Genomic DNA, 17,198 nt, shown 5'->3' with positions numbered 1-17,198 from the left:
TTACTTCTGAGTTTTATGCACCTGTTTTAATTTCTGTATCGCAGGTATATCAGCTGGTGCCCATTCCAGCTGCTCCAACTCATGCGCTTCCAACCACTGTATCGCGCTATGTTCTGTTAACACTGGAATACCTTCGACTAGCTGGCAATAAAATGTCGTCAAATGGACGATTCCAAAATCGTATTCATACACCGTATACTCAAGCTGCTCACCAATTTCCACTGTGCACTGCATTTCCTCTTGTATTTCTCTTTGCAAAGCTTCTTGCGGTGTTTCTGCTTCTTCAATCTTACCGCCCGGAAATTCCCATAAGCCCGGCAAGCTCTTCTCCATTCCTCGCTGCGCACATAAGATCGTATCACCGCTTGTAATAACTGCTCCCACTACATGTATATTTTTTTTCATAAGCTTCACCTGCTTTTTAAATTTTTTTATATATCCTACTAGTATTAAACATTTAATTCTCTTTATTCTAACATTTTCTATTTGCAATATATTCTTCTTTTTAAGCTAAATTGAAATATTTGTAAGTATTTTATCCGGTTATTAGATGCTAAGTTTTAGTAAAGCCTACTAGCTAGAGCACTATTCAAGACGCCCACAAACTTTTCTGTCAAACTAAATAAAAACCGTCCCACTTTCAAAAGGAGTCTTTCACATGAAACCAATCATCCGCCCCCTCAGCACCCTGCTCATGGGTGGAACCTATTTGCTGTCTTTCTTTGTCCCTTTCTCTTACTCGACTTTTCTGGTCAGCTTGTTTGCACTAGCTGTGCTTGTTTCATATTTTCCCTACCTTCCGCGGACGCCGAAGATTTTGATTTCGGTGCTGCTCGTTGTGGGGTTGTTGATGGACGCCAGTGGCAATGGGCTGCGTGAGTTTTTTCTGGCGCTGCAAACCAATGCCAATCTTTTGGCAATTTTCATCTTTGTGCCGTTGTTGTCGATTCCGATTCAGCAAGGGCAGTATTTAAAGTACATAGAAGTTATTTTTGCCTACTATATTAAGAAAACGCATCACCTGTACCTTTTTACGACCGTGGCTGCCGGCAGTGTCGGTGCCGTCATGAATGTCGGCACACTTCCCATTCTTTACGATTTGACAAACACACAGTCGTTCAAGCCTTTTAATGAAGTGCGCATCAAAGCTTTGAGCCGCGGATTTGTCATGGCGTTCATGTGGTCCCCTTACTTTATCTCCATGGCGTTGGTGCTGTCGTATTTTGATGTGACGTGGCTGCAATTGTTCCCGGTTGGCCTCGCTGTCACCGTTATTTTGATGGGCATCGGATTTTTTGCAGAGCGCAAAAACAGCATTGTTATTCCAGAAGTTTCATCTGTCAAAAATCCGGTGAGCCTCGGTGAAGCTAAGCGCAAAGTATTGGAACTTGCCATTATCCTGCTTGCTGTCACCGCTGCGATCTTAGTTATTGAAAGTGTGACTGGCTTATCGGTGTTGACCATCATTCCGCTGACCGCGCTTGTCGTCTCTATCGTATGGTCATTGTTCCTTGGCACTTTGCGTGAGCTTTTTGCAAACTTCCAGGAATACATTCACGTCAAAGTTCCATCAATGGGAAATGAGCTGTCGATTTTCATCATTGCCGGCGCTTTCGGTACGGCTCTGTTAAACAACGGAGCGGACGATTGGATTCGGAGCCTTTTGGAAACTTTGAATATAACCCATGTTTTGCTTTTGATTCCGGTATTGGCCTTGTTGATGACCTTTCCCGCTTGGATTGGCGTCCACCCCATCATCACCGCCGCTATTTTGGCCATCACCTTGAGCAACTCCCCGTTGTTTGCGGATGATCATTTGTATTTAAGCCTTGGCTTGCTTGCGGGTTGGATCCTGGCCATTCTGTCTTCTCCATTTTCTGGACTGAACCTGCTGCTGGCGGCGATTAGCCAAAAGAACTCTGTCTATATCGCGTTTAAACTGAACTTTAAGTTTGCCGTATTGATTTGGATCGTCTGCTATTTGGTGATATCAGCTCTGTATTTTATTTTGTAGGCTTCCTAAAAAGGAAGTTACTGGTTTTTGTTTCGGATTTTAAAACAATGGTCACCCGAACTTCACAATAAGAAACCAATTCCCTTATTTCCCTGTTATGCCCAACTTATTTTGTTACACTGAAGGGAAGGTTGATTGATTATGCCAACACGGAAAGGATTTTTTTGTTGAAAACCTATTGGCTTATTATTGCCGTATTACTGATTAATTTGTGTACACTGCTGGTTAATGACTATTTTCCGGGAACGCTGGCTTCGCTTGGCATTCCAACATGGATTTTGTTTGCCGTCATTGTGCTGATGATCGCATTGAGTGCGTTGACGCTTAGGCCGCGCCGCGAAAAGAAGCGCTACATGATCATCTTTCCCCTGCTGATGATTGTAGTGCCTATGCTTGTGTTGGCTGTCTTGACGGCACTTGGAGGAGAATCCCACAACAGCATTTCCTTATCGAGTCCTTCATTGTGGATCGGTTCCGCTGTGACGCTGTGGATCTTCTGGCTCGAGTACCTCCGTGCTTCTAAAAAAGAGGCAGAGGATACATAAGTTTTAACTGAACAACAAAACTCCTATTCTCTGGGCTGCATTAGTAATTCCATCAAAGAACCCGTTAATTCTCATTGGAATTAACGGGTTCTTTGATGCACTATTAGCTAAAGGTCAAGTTGCTTATTCAGCTAAATCTTCATGGTTAAAAAAGTTTCTGCGTACATACAGCTGCCCTTTATAAACTGCTCATTCTGAAAATCTCTCCAATGTTATAGCCTATCCAAGCTCCAATAAATGGGAAATGATAGCTGGGAGAATCCAATCGTACAGCGCTAAAATCTGTATCCCACAATAAAATTGCAATAGCAACACCTGCGATACTGATGCCGACAGCTTCAATTATTCTATTTCGTCTCCAACGTTTCTCTCCCAGGCGATCTTTATCAAATTCCTGCACACGCTTACTTGTCTTTGTACCAACTGGCCGTCCCGTCTTCAAGGTGTACAAGATAATAGCCAGCACGATCCACATCACTACAAAAAATATCCCAATAATGATGGCATAGTTGCCGCTATCAGCAAAATAAACAAGCAACAGGAATAACAGCAGCATTGCAAGATTGCCTTGAACTAATTGCTTCTTTTTTAACTGCTTAACTTCTTGGATATCCCATTGTGCTTCATCCATTTTATCCTACCTTTCAATCTGACAAGTCTCTTGACTCTAGTGTCTCATTGGCTAAGCTGTGATCGCCTGCGAACCTTTTATTTATTTTAACACGAAAAGTCAGAAATAAATAAATATTCAATTTAATGGAAGTGGTTTGCCGGTAAATTTAGAAGATAATATGGGTCTGCTCCCGCTCCTGTTAGTTGACAAGTCCCACTTTTATTTAAACAGGCATTGTCGCATCAACAGGAAAAACCCTCAAATTTATATGCAATTTGAGGGTCGTCTTTATGATATTAATGTGAGCGATTGGAATCTTAAAAGAACTGCCCGTCGTTCTCATTTTGTATTGAACTTCTTTAAGATTTAAGATGGGTTACCCAACAGACTTCTCAATTCCTTAACCACATCCGGTGGAACTTTTCCTGTCGCACCCGCGACCAAGTTCTCCGCCGCTTTCATAGCCATGGCAGCACGCGTTTTTGCGGTAGCTGACCCGATATGTGGAAGCGCAACGACTTGCTCCATCTGCAGCAAGGGATTGCCTGGGCTGACAGGTTCCTGTTCAAAGACGTCCAGGCCTGCTCCCCTGATTTCGCCCTGTTCCAAAGCATGGATCAACGCCTCCTCATCCACGACCGTTCCTCTGGCTCCATTAATCAAAATCGCGCTGTCCTTCATTTTTTTAAACTGTTCTTCTCCCATCAGGTGATGCGTTTCGGGCGTCAGTGGCACGATCAGCACGACAAAATCGGATTTTTCCAGCAGTGCGTCCAACTCACTGTAGACAATGCCGTATTTTTCTTCAAATTCTGGTTTAGGGGTTCTGCTATTATAAAGAACCTTCATTTCAAAACCGAACCGCGCTCTTCGAACAATTTTTTCGCCGATGCGCCCCATGCCAACAATGCCCATCGTGGCGTGGTGCACGTCAGTGCCAAACAGTTCGCTGGCCTCTGTATCCTTGCTCCATTTTCCTTGCTTCACCAAATTGTTCAGCTCAGGTATGCGCCTGGCAGTGGCAAGGACGAGGCTAAAAACTAAATCGGCCACCGTTTCGTCCAGCACAAAAGGCGTATGCGTGCCGAGCACTTTATGCCGCTTCATTGCTTCCAAGTCGAATGACTCGTAGCCAACCGCCGAATTGCTAATGACTTTCAAGTGCGGCGCACCTGCCAGCAGTTCATCCGTAATTGGCGCATGCTGAACCAACACACCTGCCACATCCTTTATCTCTTCTTTCAGAACGTCCAGTGGGATTCGGCCTTCTCCTTGCCACTTCCGGTAGTCACAATGTTCTCCGATGTATTCTTCCACTTCTTTTGAGACAGTACGGGCAATATAAACTTTTGGTTTCATTAAGTGCCTCCTCCATAAAGGTAACTTTCCATACTACAGATTCCATACCCTTGTTTTCCACGTTTCGCTCTTAGCTTTTGAATTCTTTAGTGACGATTGAATTTCTGGTTAAATAAGAAAACGATCCATCCGTAACGGTTTGTGGAGTTCAAATAGAATAAGCACAACTGCAGCAGTTTCCACTGTTTCAGCTATGCTTGTTTTTACTCTACGTAGAAAACATCTCAGGCAGGTGAAGTCAGGAGCTGCTCAATAACGGTTTCGATGCTTTTTGGTTTTACAGCAGGCGCAAAACGGTGCAGCACATTTCCCTGGCGATCAACAAGGAATTTGGTGAATTTCCAAGTAATGTCAGAGCTTTCCAGCATGTCCCGATCTTCTTTTTGCAACGCACCTGCCTCATCAAACTCTTCATCAGCAGGAGCTTGCTTGCGCAAATATTGGTAAAGCGGATGGGCAGCTTTGCCGTTCACTTCAATTTTTTGGGCGAGTGGAAAACTGACGCCATAGTTAACCGAACAAAATTCCGAAATTTCGGCATCTGTTCCCGGCTCTTGTCCACCAAACTGATCGCATGGAAATCCGATGATTTCAAATCCCTTTTCTTTATGCGTTTTGTACAATTCTTCTAGTTCTTCATATTGAGGGGTCAATCCGCATTTGCTGGCCGTATTCACCAATAGCAGGACTTCCCCCTTGAATTTTTGGAGATCAATTTCTTCTCCGTTTGATAATTTCGCTTGAAATGAATAAATGGACATATGCTTTTCCTCTTTCCTGAGTTCAGAATAGGTAACGTTATCTGGTGGTTTTAGGAAAGTCCCTAAAATCTATATAGATTTTACTCACTTCCTACAGTCTTAGTATCCTGCTTTTTGATGGCAGTTACAAACTAGATGTACCGTTCGAAAAAAAGGGATTGAATCCTGGGGTATGGAATAACTATAACCAGGCAGCAAAAAAGAATTTATGACCAGCTTTTTAAGCTTCCAGAAAGGCGGAACATTTTAATGGAACACAATAAAATTACAAGAAGCAATCCCAGGAGCATGCCAAAGCCTGTTGGCAATTATTCACACATTACCAAAATCCCTAAAAATGCTGAACTGTATGTGACTTCTGGTCAAATCGGCGTCGATTTTAATGGAGATCTTCCAGAAGGCTCCAATCAGCAAATTGCCAATACCTTTGAAAACATACACAAAGTGTTGGCATCCGAGCAATTAACCGCGGACAATATCATTAAAGTGAACATTTGGGCAACCCAAAAAATCGATTGGGATTTCCTATATGCTGAGTGGTCGCACTTGTTTGGTACAGACTATCCGGCCATGACGGTCGGCTACATCACCGAACTGGGATTGCCGGAAATCAAAATCGAAATCGAGATTTGGGCGGCTAAAGTTTAAAGCATTCGGTTAGATTTTAGCGATAGAACAACATCAGTACACTATAGAATAATCTTTCAGGACTGTCTCTTTATCCAGGATCAGTCCTTTTCTGTGTGTTTTTTTCAATCTTTTTCTTTTTTATTCCAATTGCAAAACCCTTTATTCATAGGCATTAAGACCTTATAACGTGTGTTTTGTAGTAAATATTTTACACATAAATGTTATTATATGTAATATTCCTGTTTATTTTTATATAGTAGTTCTTTATAATAATAAAGGAAATACAGGCAGGCTTTAAAACTCTAACGCGTGAAAACGAGGTGGATACAATCATTCTTCCTAAACTAAAAAAACTGTTCGTCGGTTTTATCTTTTTATACATTGCTTCCTATTGTGGTTGGATTTTATTCAGCGATGGTCAGCCCATAATACTTTCCTTGTTTGCATGGCTGCCTCCTTTGATATCGGCCATTATCCTTTTCACGATCTATTTTAAGTTAGCCGGAAAGGAACGTTACTTTTGGCTATTGATGGCGTTGGGTTGCCTCAGCTACACGATTGCCGAAAGTTTCGGGGTATACAGCATCCTCATAACGACGATTGACATCAACTATCCAGGATGGCCAGATTTGTTTTATTTCCTTCAGATTTCCTTCTATTTAGCTGCTTTCGCTTATCAAATTATGCAAACAAAAGAAAATGCGTACCAGATTAAGTTTCTTTTTGATATGGCCATCCTTGTGACGGTCTTCACCGCGCTTAGCTGGCATTTTTTGATTCAACCGCAGCTTGTTTTGGAAACAGCTTCTCCCCTATTGTTCGCGGTTTCAATCGGTTACCCAGTGAGTGATTTGCTATTGCTATTTAGTGCCATCAGCTTATATCTTGGCCTGGGGCACTTTTTCCCTGTCCGTGTACTAGCATTGATCACAACCAGTTTAATCGTGCAAGTATTGGCGGGCAATGCACATCTCTACTCCATGCTTGCTGGTACGTATAGCCAGGGCAATTTCTATGACACGCTGTTTTCGCTCAGCCTATTCTTGATGGCATTGGCCGGCTTGACTGCTCTAGAATCGGTTGCAAAATCCGTACAGCCAGCAACAATCGAGCCAATCAACAGCATCACCACTCTGCGTCTGTTGTTGCCTTATACAAGCATCAGTTTATTGTTTACCGTCATGATTTTTGAGCAGCAAGAAGACATGTTGGCCCTAATTATAGGAGCAGCCATCGCCTTTTTCCTCATCATTACAAGGCAGATTTTTACTCTCCGGAACAACCAAAAACTGTTGTACAATTACCATCACCTGACTTCTGTTCTCGAACATAAAATTGACCAGCGAACGGTCGAAGTCACTTCCAAGAACGAAGAGCTGGAGGCAGCTGTCCATCAGATGACACACATTGCTTATCATGACGTACTGAGCGGATTGCCAAACAGGCGGCTGTTCCTGGAAAAATTGGAAGACTCGATATCTTCAGCACAACAAACTTCCCAAAAAATTGCGGTTGTGTTTATCGATTTGGACCGATTTAAAAATGTCAACGATACATTTGGACACGAATTTGGTGATTTGCTGCTGCAAAATTTTTCGCAAAAAATCAGCAATAGCCTGCGCTCGAATGATGTGATTTCGCGGCAAGGCGGTGATGAATTCACACTGATTCTCAATAATATTCAAGATGAAAAAGACATTGTGCCGTTGATTCTCCGAATGCAGTCTGCTTTTTTAAAGCCGCTGGTGATTTATGGCCAGGAGCTGCATATTTCGATGAGCATTGGCATTGCCGTCTATCCAAAAGATGGAGAAACGACCGGTGAATTGCTGAAGCATGCCGACAGTGCCATGTACAGCGCAAAAGAAAAAGGCAAAAACAACTTCCAATTCTTTTCCGAGGATATGGCCTTTACTGCTTCCCGAAAAATAGCGCTTGAAAACGATTTGCGCCGTGCGATTGCAAATGAAGAGTTCATCCTACAATACCAGCCGCAGATTCAAGCCACAACGGGAGAAATTATCGGCATGGAAGCCTTGATCCGCTGGCAAACTGCGGATGGAAGCCACATTTCTCCGGGTGAGTTTATTCCATTGGCAGAAGAAACGCGGCTGATCCTTCCTATGGGCGAATGGGTGCTGCATACTGCCTGCCGACAAGCTAAAAAATGGCACGATGCCGGCTCTCCCCACTTGAAATTGGCTGTGAATTTATCGCCTTTGCAGTTTATGGATGACGGGTTAATGTCCGCCATTGAGCAGGTTTTGGAAAAAACCGGCTTTCCCGCATCTTCCCTGGAGCTCGAAATCACAGAAGGCGTCGCTGTCGATGATGCCGAAGAAGCCATCTTGCGAATGCGCGCGCTGCGGGATTTGGGTGTCCAAATTGCCATTGATGATTTTGGCACCGGCTATTCGTCCTTAAGCTACTTGAAACGGTTTCCGCTTAATAACTTGAAAATCGCTCAGCCATTTGTCCAGGATATGGCCTCTAACGCCCACGACAAAGCACTGGTGGAAGCCATGATTTTTATTGCCCACAGCCTTGATATGTCGGTGATTGCAGAAGGTGTAGAAACAGAAGAACAGCTGGCTTTGTTAAAGGAGCTGGACTGCGATGAAATTCAAGGCTATCTTTACAGCAAACCGTTGACCGTCGAAAACTTCACGAGCATGCTCGCCAAAAAAAGACCCATTATAAAATTGGTGTAATTTTCCACCACACAAAAAGGAAGAAAAACGACAGCAGGTCTGCGTTTTTTCTTCCTTTTGTTTTGCTTTATTTTGGCCGTTCCAGTGAAAAAATGTCTCCAATGGCGGCATAATTCGTCCCCGCGAGCCGGCTGACAGCATCCAGGCCGATGGGATCGATGCGGCCATTTTCGTAAATGCTTTCGTCTATGTGAAATTGGACGACTTGGCCGATAAACAAATCACTACCAGGTCCATCGCCTCCCAGTGCAACCGATTCTACTAAGCGGCATTCCATACGGATTTTCGATTCCTTGACACCCGGCACGGACACAACCAAACTTGGCACTTGTGTCATTCCGACCAAGTCGACTTCACTTTCCGCAGGCGGCAAGGAAGCCGCAGTCTCATTGATTTTTTCCACATTATCGCGGTCCACAATGTGGACCACAAATTCACCACTCGCATAAATATTGCGGGCCGTATCTTTCAGCTTATCTGTTGGCCGCTGAATCGACACCGAGACCATGGGCGGGTTGGAGGAAACGATGTTAAAGTAGCTGAACGGTGCTCCATTGACCACTCCTGCTTCTGACTGTGTCGTGACAAATGCGATGGGCCTTGGAATGATCGAACCAACCAAAAATTTGTAGTTGTCGCGTTCATTGTTTTGCTGCGGATCAATTGAAATCATGTTTACCTGCTCCTTTGCTGATTTTATCGTTGGCTTTTATCGGCATTAAATTAATTACTGCCCATTCATTTTAACAAAAAAACAGAATGTGCAGCTGCTTGTGCACATTCTGTAGCTTGTTTTCATTTACCTATTTATTTTTAAAGATATTCTTTTTCAATGGTACGCGTGCTTCGCACCGTATCGATCGGACGCACCAGTTTCTCGATCTGGTCGCGTTTTGGCTCTAAGAATGGCGGCAAGGATAACTTTTCGCCGATTGTTTCGTAAGGCTCATCGCCCATAAATCCGGGTCCGTCTGTTGCCCATTCAAACAAGATGCCTTGTGCTACCCGCACATACAGCGATTCGAAGAAAAAGCGGTCAACATAGCCGGACGTATTGAATCCAAGATTTTGCATGCGGTCGATCCATTCCTGCAATACGCTCGTATCTGCTACACGGAAGGCTGCGTGGTGGACCGTACCGAAGCCTTGGCGTCCTGAAGGCAGTAATTTATTGTGCTCAACGATCACTTGCGCCCCGTTCCCACCTTCGCCGACTTCAAACAGATAAAAAGACCCTTCTTTTGCGACTTGGCGCATCAGCATTGCTTTTTCCAGCACTTCTTTAAATGATTCAAATTCTGCGATGCGGATATGAATTGGGCCAAGTCCAGTGATTGCGAACTCCAATGGAACTGGACCGTTCTGCCACGGCGTGCCGGAAGCTACGCCTTTGTTGTTCTCATCCGATACCAGCATGTACTGCTGATCATCAAAATCAACAAACGATAAAGTTTTCTTGCCAAATACGTCCTGGATGCCTTTATGTTTCACTTCGTATTTATCAAAGCGCTTGATCCAGTATGACAGTGCTTCATCCGTTGGGACACGGAATGCCGTTTTGTATATTTCGTTTGTGCCATGGGTGCCTTTTGGAATGTTCGGGAAATCGAAGAACGTCATGTCAGTCCCCGCCGAACCTTTGTCATCTGCAAAAAATAAGTGATAAGTTTGGATATCATCTTGGTTCACAGTTTTTTTAACCAGGCGCATGCCCAGTACATAAGTGAAAAATTCATAGTTTTTTTCGGCACTGCTCGTAATGGCAGTGACATGGTGCATTCCTTTTAATTCGTTCATAACTATCTCTCCTCATTTTTTAGTATAAGTATTGTCATTATCTCGAATTCGAGATAATGAATTAAAAAAATTTAAGTATTTTTCGAGCGACAGCCAATTTTTTTGACGGTGCTGATCATTTCTTCTATTTCCCGCTGCTGCATGCCTTGAAACACATCATTGATTACTTGTTCATGCTTTGGGAAAATTGCTTCCATCAAGTTCCTGCCTTCGTCTGTCAGTTCTACAAACGTCACACGCCGGTCTTCCGGGCATGCTTGGCGTTCAACGTAATTTTTTGCTGCCAGTTTGTCAATGACATACGTGATACTGCTGCTGGCAATCAACACTTTTTTGCCGATCAGCTGAATCGGTTGCTTTCCGCGGTGATACAGCAGCTCCAGCACCGAAAACTCGGTCGGATTCAACCCGTACTGCGCAACATCCCTTTTAATTAGTTCGTGAAGAGCGTCTGTTGCTCGAACTAATACCGTTAATGCTTTCAAGTTGAGATTCGACACTTCCATTCGACTGACCCCATTTACCTTGAATTAATATATCTTTAATTCGAGATAATTGTATCATGTACTTTTTCTGACGTCAACTATCCTCTTCATTCACTTTTATTTGCTTTTCCTTTGTTCATAAAAAATAAACTGACAGAAAAGGACATCCTCTCTTTTCCGTCAGCTTATATGGTTTATCACTCTTCTTTATCCGTGTAGTTAAATCGGTCCAAAATAGTGATTGTTTCCGACAACTGGTTATTGAAAATTTTTCTCGCGACATCCAATAGATCAATAATCATCGGGTCCCGTAAGGAATAAATTACGCGATTCCCCTCTTTGGTTCCTGTGACGATGTTTTTGGCCTTTAAGACGGTCAGTTGCTGGGATACTGCCGAACCTTCGCTTTCAGCTAATTGCTGGATTTCATTCACACTCTTATCCCCTTGTGCTAAAATCTCCAGAATGCGAATCCGAAGCGGATGGGCAAGAGCCTTAAAAAACTCAGACTTGAACCGCTGCATTTCCATATCCAAAATATCTCTCTCCCTCTCTATAACAGTTTTTCACCCTTCTCTTCTGCATTTGCTTCCGTTTTATGAAGTTCATTTCCAGCAGAAAGAGCTCTGCATTCGTTAAAGGCAAAATGCTGGCAGCCCAGGCATTTGTTTCTGTCGAGCTTATCCAAGGCAAAGTTGATGGCTTCCCCGGTATGTTCAAAGAAATGCTCTTCTCCAGTATAGTCATACAACCCGGTTTTTTTCATCACACTTACCGGATGCGGCTTCATTCCAGAGATCAGGACCGTGCCCTGTTTTGAAAAATCTTTGATGATGCTGGACAAATAAGACTCACCCGTTGTGTCCATAAATGGGACTTTCCCCATTCGAAGCAACAGGACTTTGGGTTTGTAGTGGATGGTATTCATGATGGATTGCTCGAAAGCTTGAGCAGAACCAAAAAACAAAGGCCCTTCCACATTGTATATACTGATTTGTGGGCAATCGTGGATATCCGTCACCATATGGGTCCCCATTTTTTCATCTTTATGGGCCGGATCCGGCAGCACCTTGGCAGTGATCAGCAGTTCACTCATTTGTTTGGTGAACAAGATAACAGCCAATAACAAACCAACTTCCACCGCGACTGTCAGACTGACAAAAACGGTCAATAAAAAAGTGGCAACCAGAACGAGCGAATCTGCTGTTTTGGTTTTCAGCAAACTTATAAATATATGCCTTTCACTCATATTCCAGGCCACAATCATCAGAACAGGCGCCATACTGGCCAGGGGAATGGTCGAAGCGTAAGGTGCAAAAAGAATCAGGACTAAAAGAACAACAACACCATGGATTATCCCTGAAAAAGGAGAAACTGCTCCGTTTTTTATATTGGTGGCTGTTCTGGCGATGGCGCCAGTTGCAGGGATACCACCGAATAAAGGTGTGACCATATTCGCGATTCCCTGTCCGATCAGTTCCCGGTTGCTGTTATGCTTCTTGCCGCCGGTCATGCCATCCGCAACAACAGCAGACAATAAGGATTCAATTCCGCCCAGCATGGCGATCACAAAGGCCGGGCCGATTAGCAGCTGGATTTTCTCAAATGTGACTTCGGGAAAATGAAATTCCGGAAGCGTGTTTGGAATTTCTCCAAAAGTTGAACCGATTGTCGCCACCTGGCCAGGGAAAAATACACTGGCCGCTACAGTGGAGACCAATAGACCGATTAACGGCCCTGGGACCTTGGGAATGATTTTTGGCGTTAAGATTACTGTGGCAAGACAAACAGCGGCGGTTAAGACGCTATATGGATTGACTGTTTGGATATGAAGAAAAATCTCTTTTACGTTAGGCAAGAAGGATTCGTGCTTTTCTACACCGGTCAATCCTAAAAAGTTGGCCACTTGACCTACAAAAATAATGACTGCGATTCCAGAGGTAAAACCAATAGTTACCGGACGCGGGATGTATTTTATCAATGAGCCCAGCTTAAAAATCCCCATAAAGAGCAAGATAATCCCTGCCATAAATCCTGCCAGCAATAAACTTTCATATCCGTAGGCGATGACAACGGCAAACAAGACCGGGATAAAAGCTCCTGTTGGACCTCCGATTTGAAACTTGGATCCGCCGAAAATTGAAATGAGAATCCCTGCAATAATGGTGGTATAGATTCCGTATTCCGGATTGACGCCGGATGCAATGGCAAAAGCCATTCCCAAAGGAATTGCAATTACTCCCACAACCAACCCTGAGAGGAGGTCTTTTTTGAAACTTTGGAAAGAATAGCCTGTGTATCTTCCAGTGAAAAACGGCTTCTTCTTCATAATAAAGACCTTCTTTTCTTTTTAGTATATCTGATTATTTGAATATACGTTAAATCAAATATACACCCAAAAAAGAAAATGTCAACTGTTTTCAAGCCGAAAAGGAGCAGCCCGTAAAACGGGCTGCTCCTAACCATTATCTATCGTATAGGTTGTTATCTTATTTATTTCGAAGTGGTTCAAACGCGTTGGTCCAGGCATTAACCTGATCCAGCAAGGTTGTAACTGCACCTTCATGAACTTCCGCTGGTTTGAAAACACTCATGTTTTCAAAATCAGTGAACAGAGACATGGCCGGATGGCTTCTGACAGAAGCTACTTGCAACTCTGCTAAGATGACACGCAACGATTCAGCTGCACGAACGCCGCCCGCAGAACCATAGCTGACAATCCCTGCTGCCTTGTTGTTCCACTCTACATATAAATAATCGATGGCATTTTTTAATGCAGATGTCACGCCATGATTGTACTCTGGACAGATAAAGACATACCCATCAAGTTCGGCAATTTTTTGAGACCATGGAATCGCTTCAGGAGTTTGATAATCCTGGCTATATGCCGCTGAAACTGGCTCTGCATACATCGGCAAATTGAAATCCGCTAAATCCACGATTTCGTATTCGGCATCTCCACGCTTGTCTGCAATACTTTTAACCCATTCTGCAACTTGTACACTGTTGCGCCCCGGACGTGTGCTTCCTGTAATAATACCAATCTTTGTCATGAATAAATTCCTCCTCAAATTGTGATCCTTCTTTAGCTGTGAACTTTCACTCATTGATGCCCTTTTATCATAAGACAAATAACTCTCAGTTTCAAACTAAATGTCCGAATATTCTTTTTTAGTACGAATCACATGGAAACTTCCAAGTATCTTTTTACCACCATTTATAGTGATCTTTCATTAGTAATTCGTCGGCTTCTTCCGGACCTTTTGAACCTGCAGCATAAAAATTCAGCGGCACCAAATCTTCTTGAAAAGCTTCCAATACCGGTTGAATCCATTCCCATGACAGTTCGACTTCTTTCCAGTTGGCAAAAAAGGTGGAATTGCCGCGGAGTGCGTCATAGAGCAGCAGCTCGTAAGCTTCCGGCTGATCTTCTGAGTTTGTGGACAAGTTGGTCCAGACCGGCTTGAACTGGTTGCTGGCAGCATCTTTCAAGTTTACCCGAAGCGAAATGCTTTCATTGGGGCTGATCTCCACCATCACCAAATTGGGAGCCGCTCCTTTTAGCATTTCTGAATCCATCGCCCGGTTTTCGAATTCAATGACAATCTGTGTCGATTTTTCGTTCATTCGCTTGCCGGTGCGGATATAGAAGGGAATGCCTCTCCATGAGGGATGGTCAATCGCGATGCGTGCCGCAACATACGTATCATTTTTCGACAGATCGGCAACTCCCTCTTCTTCCCGGTATCCAGCAACCGCAGACCCTTGGATTTCTCCAGGCTCGTACTGTCCACGGATAATGTCCAGATGAGCCTGTTCTTTCACAATCGGTTGAAGGGACTCAATAATTTCAGTCTTGTTAACCCGGCTTGTGCTGACCATCAGATTATCCGGCAAATGAACGGCGGTCATCATCACCAGCTGCAACAGGTGATTTTGCACCATATCACGAATGGCACCGGCTTTGTCATAGTAGCCTGCGCGATCTTCTATTCCGACCGTCTCGCTCGCTGTAATTTGGACATTGGAAATTTGGTGATGGTTCAGCAGCGACCCCAATACCGGATTCGCCATCACCAAGGTTTTCAGGTTTTGAACCATCGGCTTGCCTAGGTAATGGTCAATTCTGTAAATCTCCTCTTCCTTAAACACTTTCCCCAAATTATGATTGAGTTGTCTTGCCGTCTCCAGATCCCGTCCAAACGGTTTTTCAACGATGAGGCGGTTCCATCCGTTGCTTTGTGAGACGCCGGCCGCATCCAGGTTGGAAGCGATCAAATCGATTAACCCAGGAGCCACCGACAGGTAAAACAGGCGATTTTGCGGAATGCCCAGATCGCTTTCTCTCATTTTGATAAGTTCATGCAGCTGGTGATACGCCTCTGTTTCGGTTGCATCGAATATGCAATACCGGAACTTGTCTAGAAACTTTTGCAACGTCGCTGTTTGAACGGCTCTTCTGGAATAGGTATAGAGTGACTGTTCTATTTTTTCTTGAAATACACCATCTGTATAATCTCTTCTGCCCAATCCCACGATGGAAATTGTTTCCGGCAACTTTTCATCAAGATATAAATTATAAAGCGCAGGAAACAGTTTTCGCTGTGCCAAATCTCCGGTCGCGCCGAATAACACAAATGTCATGTCTTGCATAACCCATTCTTTTTGCAATTCATCCGATTCATCTATATGATAAAATTCTTCTGTTAAACTCTCGATCTTCATATGTTAAATCCTCCCACTCTATTATCTCCAGCTTTTAAATACATCTGATCATCACAACAGTTTCTAGTATAGTGGCTTGTTCCCTCTAATGTAAGTACGTAGTTTCAAAACACATAGTCACAAATACTATACTGGGGAGCTTACTCAATGAGAAATATAAAGAACTTTATTGCCCTATTAAATTGGTCGGCCATTTGTCATACGCGAAAAACCTTGATATGACTGATGGTATACTTTTTGTCAGTATGTGATTTCAAAGTGCGTACTTCACACAAATAACAGTAGGCCTTATACTGAGTGTGAGTCAAAATACGAATACGAGGAGATCCACATACATGAAATTACAATTAGCATTAGACTTAGTAGACATTCCGCAAGCAATCGAATTGGTTAAAGAAGTAGAAGCGTTTATCGATATCGTTGAAATCGGTACCCCAGTCATCAACAAAGAAGGCTTAAAAGCCGTCTCTGAAATGAAAGCAGCATTTCCGAACTTGGAAGTTTTAGCTGACGTGAAAATCATGGACGCTGCAGCTTATGAAGTATCGAATGCTTCTGCAGCAGGTGCAGATATTATCACAATCCTTGCACAAGCAGAAGATTCTTCTATCAAAGGTGCTGTTGAAGAAGCTAAAAAACAAGGCAAAAAAATCCTTGTAGACATGATCGCAGTAAAAGACATCAAAACACGCGCTGCAGAACTCGATCTTCTTGGAGCAGATTACATCTGTGTCCACACGGGCTATGACCTGCAAGCAGAAGGCAAAGACTCTTTCGAAGATCTTCGCACAATTAAAAGCGTCGTGAAAAACGCACGCACAGCTGTAGCTGGCGGCATCAAATTGGAAACATTGCCAGAAGTGATCAAAGCACAACCAGACTTGATCATTGTCGGCGGCGGCATCACAAGCAAAGACGATAAAGGCGCAGAAGCTGAGAAAATCCAGAAGCTAATCAAAGAAAGCGTAACTGTCTAACATGAACACCACAGGCTTTACAGAAGAAATTCTGGCTGAACTAAAGCAAACAATGTCGCTCATTGACGACACAGAAGCTGAAAAGCTGGTCAACGGCATCCTCCAGGCCAAGAAAATATTCGTAGCTGGCGGCGGCCGCTCCGGTTTTATGGCAAAATCTTTTGTCATGCGTATGATGCATGTAGGCTTGGATTCCTATGTTGTCGGCGAAACGGTGACTCCGAATTTAGAAGCTGATGATATTTTTATCGTCGGTTCCGGTTCCGGCGAAACCAAAAGCCTGGCAGCAATGACAGAAAAAGCCCAGTCTATCGGTGCAACAGTCGTGGCGATTACCACAAACCCGGAGTCTACAATCGGCAGTCTGGCAGACATCCACATCACCATTCCTGCTCAAGCAAAAGCAGACGGCGCCAGCGGCAAGTCCATTCAACCAATGGGCTCGCTGTTCGAGCAGTCGCTTCTCCTTTTCTATGATGCGGTGATCTTGAGATTCATGGATAAAAAAGGTCTGAACTCCAACACGATGTACGGCCGGCACGCAAACTTAGAGTAAAAACAAAAGAGCCTGAACCTGAATT

The 17,198-nt window shown here is 43.7% G+C and carries 17 protein-coding genes; 6 read left to right on the top strand and 11 right to left on the bottom strand.

Translation table 11 applies throughout. The features are described 5' to 3' along the window. A complete protein-coding gene (locus AC4EG4_RS09860; protein ID WP_490987702.1) occupies positions 1–405 on the bottom strand; it encodes a (deoxy)nucleoside triphosphate pyrophosphohydrolase in 405 nt (134 codons plus the stop codon). A 253-nt stretch (positions 406–658) separates the two neighbouring features. Between AC4EG4_RS09860 and AC4EG4_RS09855 the strand changes: the two genes are divergently transcribed. Then, positions 659–2,014, top strand: coding sequence for a hypothetical protein (locus tag AC4EG4_RS09855; protein ID WP_490987701.1), 1,356 nt, complete (start codon positions 659–661; stop codon positions 2,012–2,014). A 167-nt stretch (positions 2,015–2,181) separates the two neighbouring features. Beyond that, positions 2,182–2,559 carry a hypothetical protein gene (locus AC4EG4_RS09850; protein WP_490977030.1) on the top strand — a complete coding sequence of 126 codons (378 nt, stop codon included), beginning with the start codon at positions 2,182–2,184 and terminating at the stop codon, positions 2,557–2,559. 178 nt (positions 2,560–2,737) lie between these two features. On the opposite strand, the gene AC4EG4_RS09845 is transcribed toward AC4EG4_RS09850, so the two are convergent. The 3 genes from AC4EG4_RS09845 to AC4EG4_RS09835 form a co-directional block, all read right to left on the bottom strand. Continuing rightward, complete coding sequence (locus AC4EG4_RS09845) at positions 2,738–3,190, bottom strand: hypothetical protein (protein ID WP_490987700.1); 453 nt, start codon at positions 3,188–3,190, stop codon at positions 2,738–2,740. Between the two features lie 348 nt (positions 3,191–3,538). Continuing rightward, entirely contained in the window at positions 3,539–4,531 is a 993-nt protein-coding gene (locus AC4EG4_RS09840; protein ID WP_490987699.1) for a 2-hydroxyacid dehydrogenase, read from the bottom strand. Between the two features lie 224 nt (positions 4,532–4,755). Next, positions 4,756–5,292 carry a glutathione peroxidase gene (locus AC4EG4_RS09835; protein WP_490987698.1) on the bottom strand — a complete coding sequence of 179 codons (537 nt, stop codon included), beginning with the start codon at positions 5,290–5,292 and terminating at the stop codon, positions 4,756–4,758. Positions 5,293–5,541: 249 nt separating this feature from the next. Here AC4EG4_RS09835 and AC4EG4_RS09830 point away from each other — a divergent pair, with 249 nt between their 5' ends. Both AC4EG4_RS09830 and AC4EG4_RS09825 read left to right on the top strand, forming a co-directional pair. After that, a complete protein-coding gene (locus AC4EG4_RS09830; RefSeq protein ID WP_490987697.1) occupies positions 5,542–5,940 on the top strand; it encodes a RidA family protein in 399 nt (132 codons plus the stop codon). Positions 5,941–6,242: 302 nt separating this feature from the next. Further along, a complete protein-coding gene (locus AC4EG4_RS09825; RefSeq protein ID WP_490987696.1) occupies positions 6,243–8,633 on the top strand; it encodes a putative bifunctional diguanylate cyclase/phosphodiesterase in 2,391 nt (796 codons plus the stop codon). 67 nt (positions 8,634–8,700) lie between these two features. Here the strand turns inward: AC4EG4_RS09825 and AC4EG4_RS09820 are convergent, their stop codons facing one another. From AC4EG4_RS09820 to zwf, 7 genes are all read right to left on the bottom strand, one after another. Next, entirely contained in the window at positions 8,701–9,306 is a 606-nt protein-coding gene (locus AC4EG4_RS09820) for a flavin reductase family protein (protein ID WP_490987695.1), read from the bottom strand. Positions 9,307–9,446: 140 nt separating this feature from the next. Continuing rightward, complete coding sequence (locus AC4EG4_RS09815; RefSeq protein ID WP_490987694.1) at positions 9,447–10,430, bottom strand: ring-cleaving dioxygenase; 984 nt, start codon at positions 10,428–10,430, stop codon at positions 9,447–9,449. A 71-nt stretch (positions 10,431–10,501) separates the two neighbouring features. Beyond that, positions 10,502–10,936 carry a MarR family winged helix-turn-helix transcriptional regulator gene (locus AC4EG4_RS09810; protein WP_490987693.1) on the bottom strand — a complete coding sequence of 145 codons (435 nt, stop codon included), beginning with the start codon at positions 10,934–10,936 and terminating at the stop codon, positions 10,502–10,504. A 176-nt stretch (positions 10,937–11,112) separates the two neighbouring features. Next, entirely contained in the window at positions 11,113–11,445 is a 333-nt protein-coding gene (locus AC4EG4_RS09805) for an ArsR/SmtB family transcription factor (protein WP_490977908.1), read from the bottom strand. A gap of 23 nt (positions 11,446–11,468) precedes the next feature. After that, positions 11,469–13,244 (bottom strand): SulP family inorganic anion transporter, encoded by a 1,776-nt coding sequence (locus AC4EG4_RS09800; RefSeq protein WP_490987692.1) that lies wholly within the window; start codon positions 13,242–13,244, stop codon positions 11,469–11,471. Between the two features lie 160 nt (positions 13,245–13,404). After that, a complete protein-coding gene (locus tag AC4EG4_RS09795) occupies positions 13,405–13,968 on the bottom strand; it encodes an NADPH-dependent FMN reductase (RefSeq protein ID WP_490977020.1) in 564 nt (187 codons plus the stop codon). Between the two features lie 154 nt (positions 13,969–14,122). Continuing rightward, positions 14,123–15,568 (bottom strand): glucose-6-phosphate dehydrogenase, encoded by a 1,446-nt coding sequence (gene zwf / locus AC4EG4_RS09790; RefSeq protein WP_490987800.1) that lies wholly within the window; start codon positions 15,566–15,568, stop codon positions 14,123–14,125. Between the two features lie 407 nt (positions 15,569–15,975). Here zwf and hxlA point away from each other — a divergent pair, with 407 nt between their 5' ends. Further along, positions 15,976–16,617, top strand: a complete 642-nt coding sequence (hxlA, locus tag AC4EG4_RS09785) for a 3-hexulose-6-phosphate synthase (protein ID WP_490977019.1) — start codon at positions 15,976–15,978, stop codon at positions 16,615–16,617. 1 nt (position 16,618) lies between these two features. Continuing rightward, positions 16,619–17,173: a 6-phospho-3-hexuloisomerase gene (hxlB, locus tag AC4EG4_RS09780; protein ID WP_490987691.1), complete on the top strand. Its 555-nt coding sequence runs from the start codon at positions 16,619–16,621 to the stop codon at positions 17,171–17,173. The last annotated feature ends 25 nt before the right edge of the window (positions 17,174–17,198 follow it).

This window comes from Planococcus sp. TJ-201, from assembly GCF_058268495.1.
This window is presented reverse-complemented; position numbering and strand designations above follow the sequence as displayed.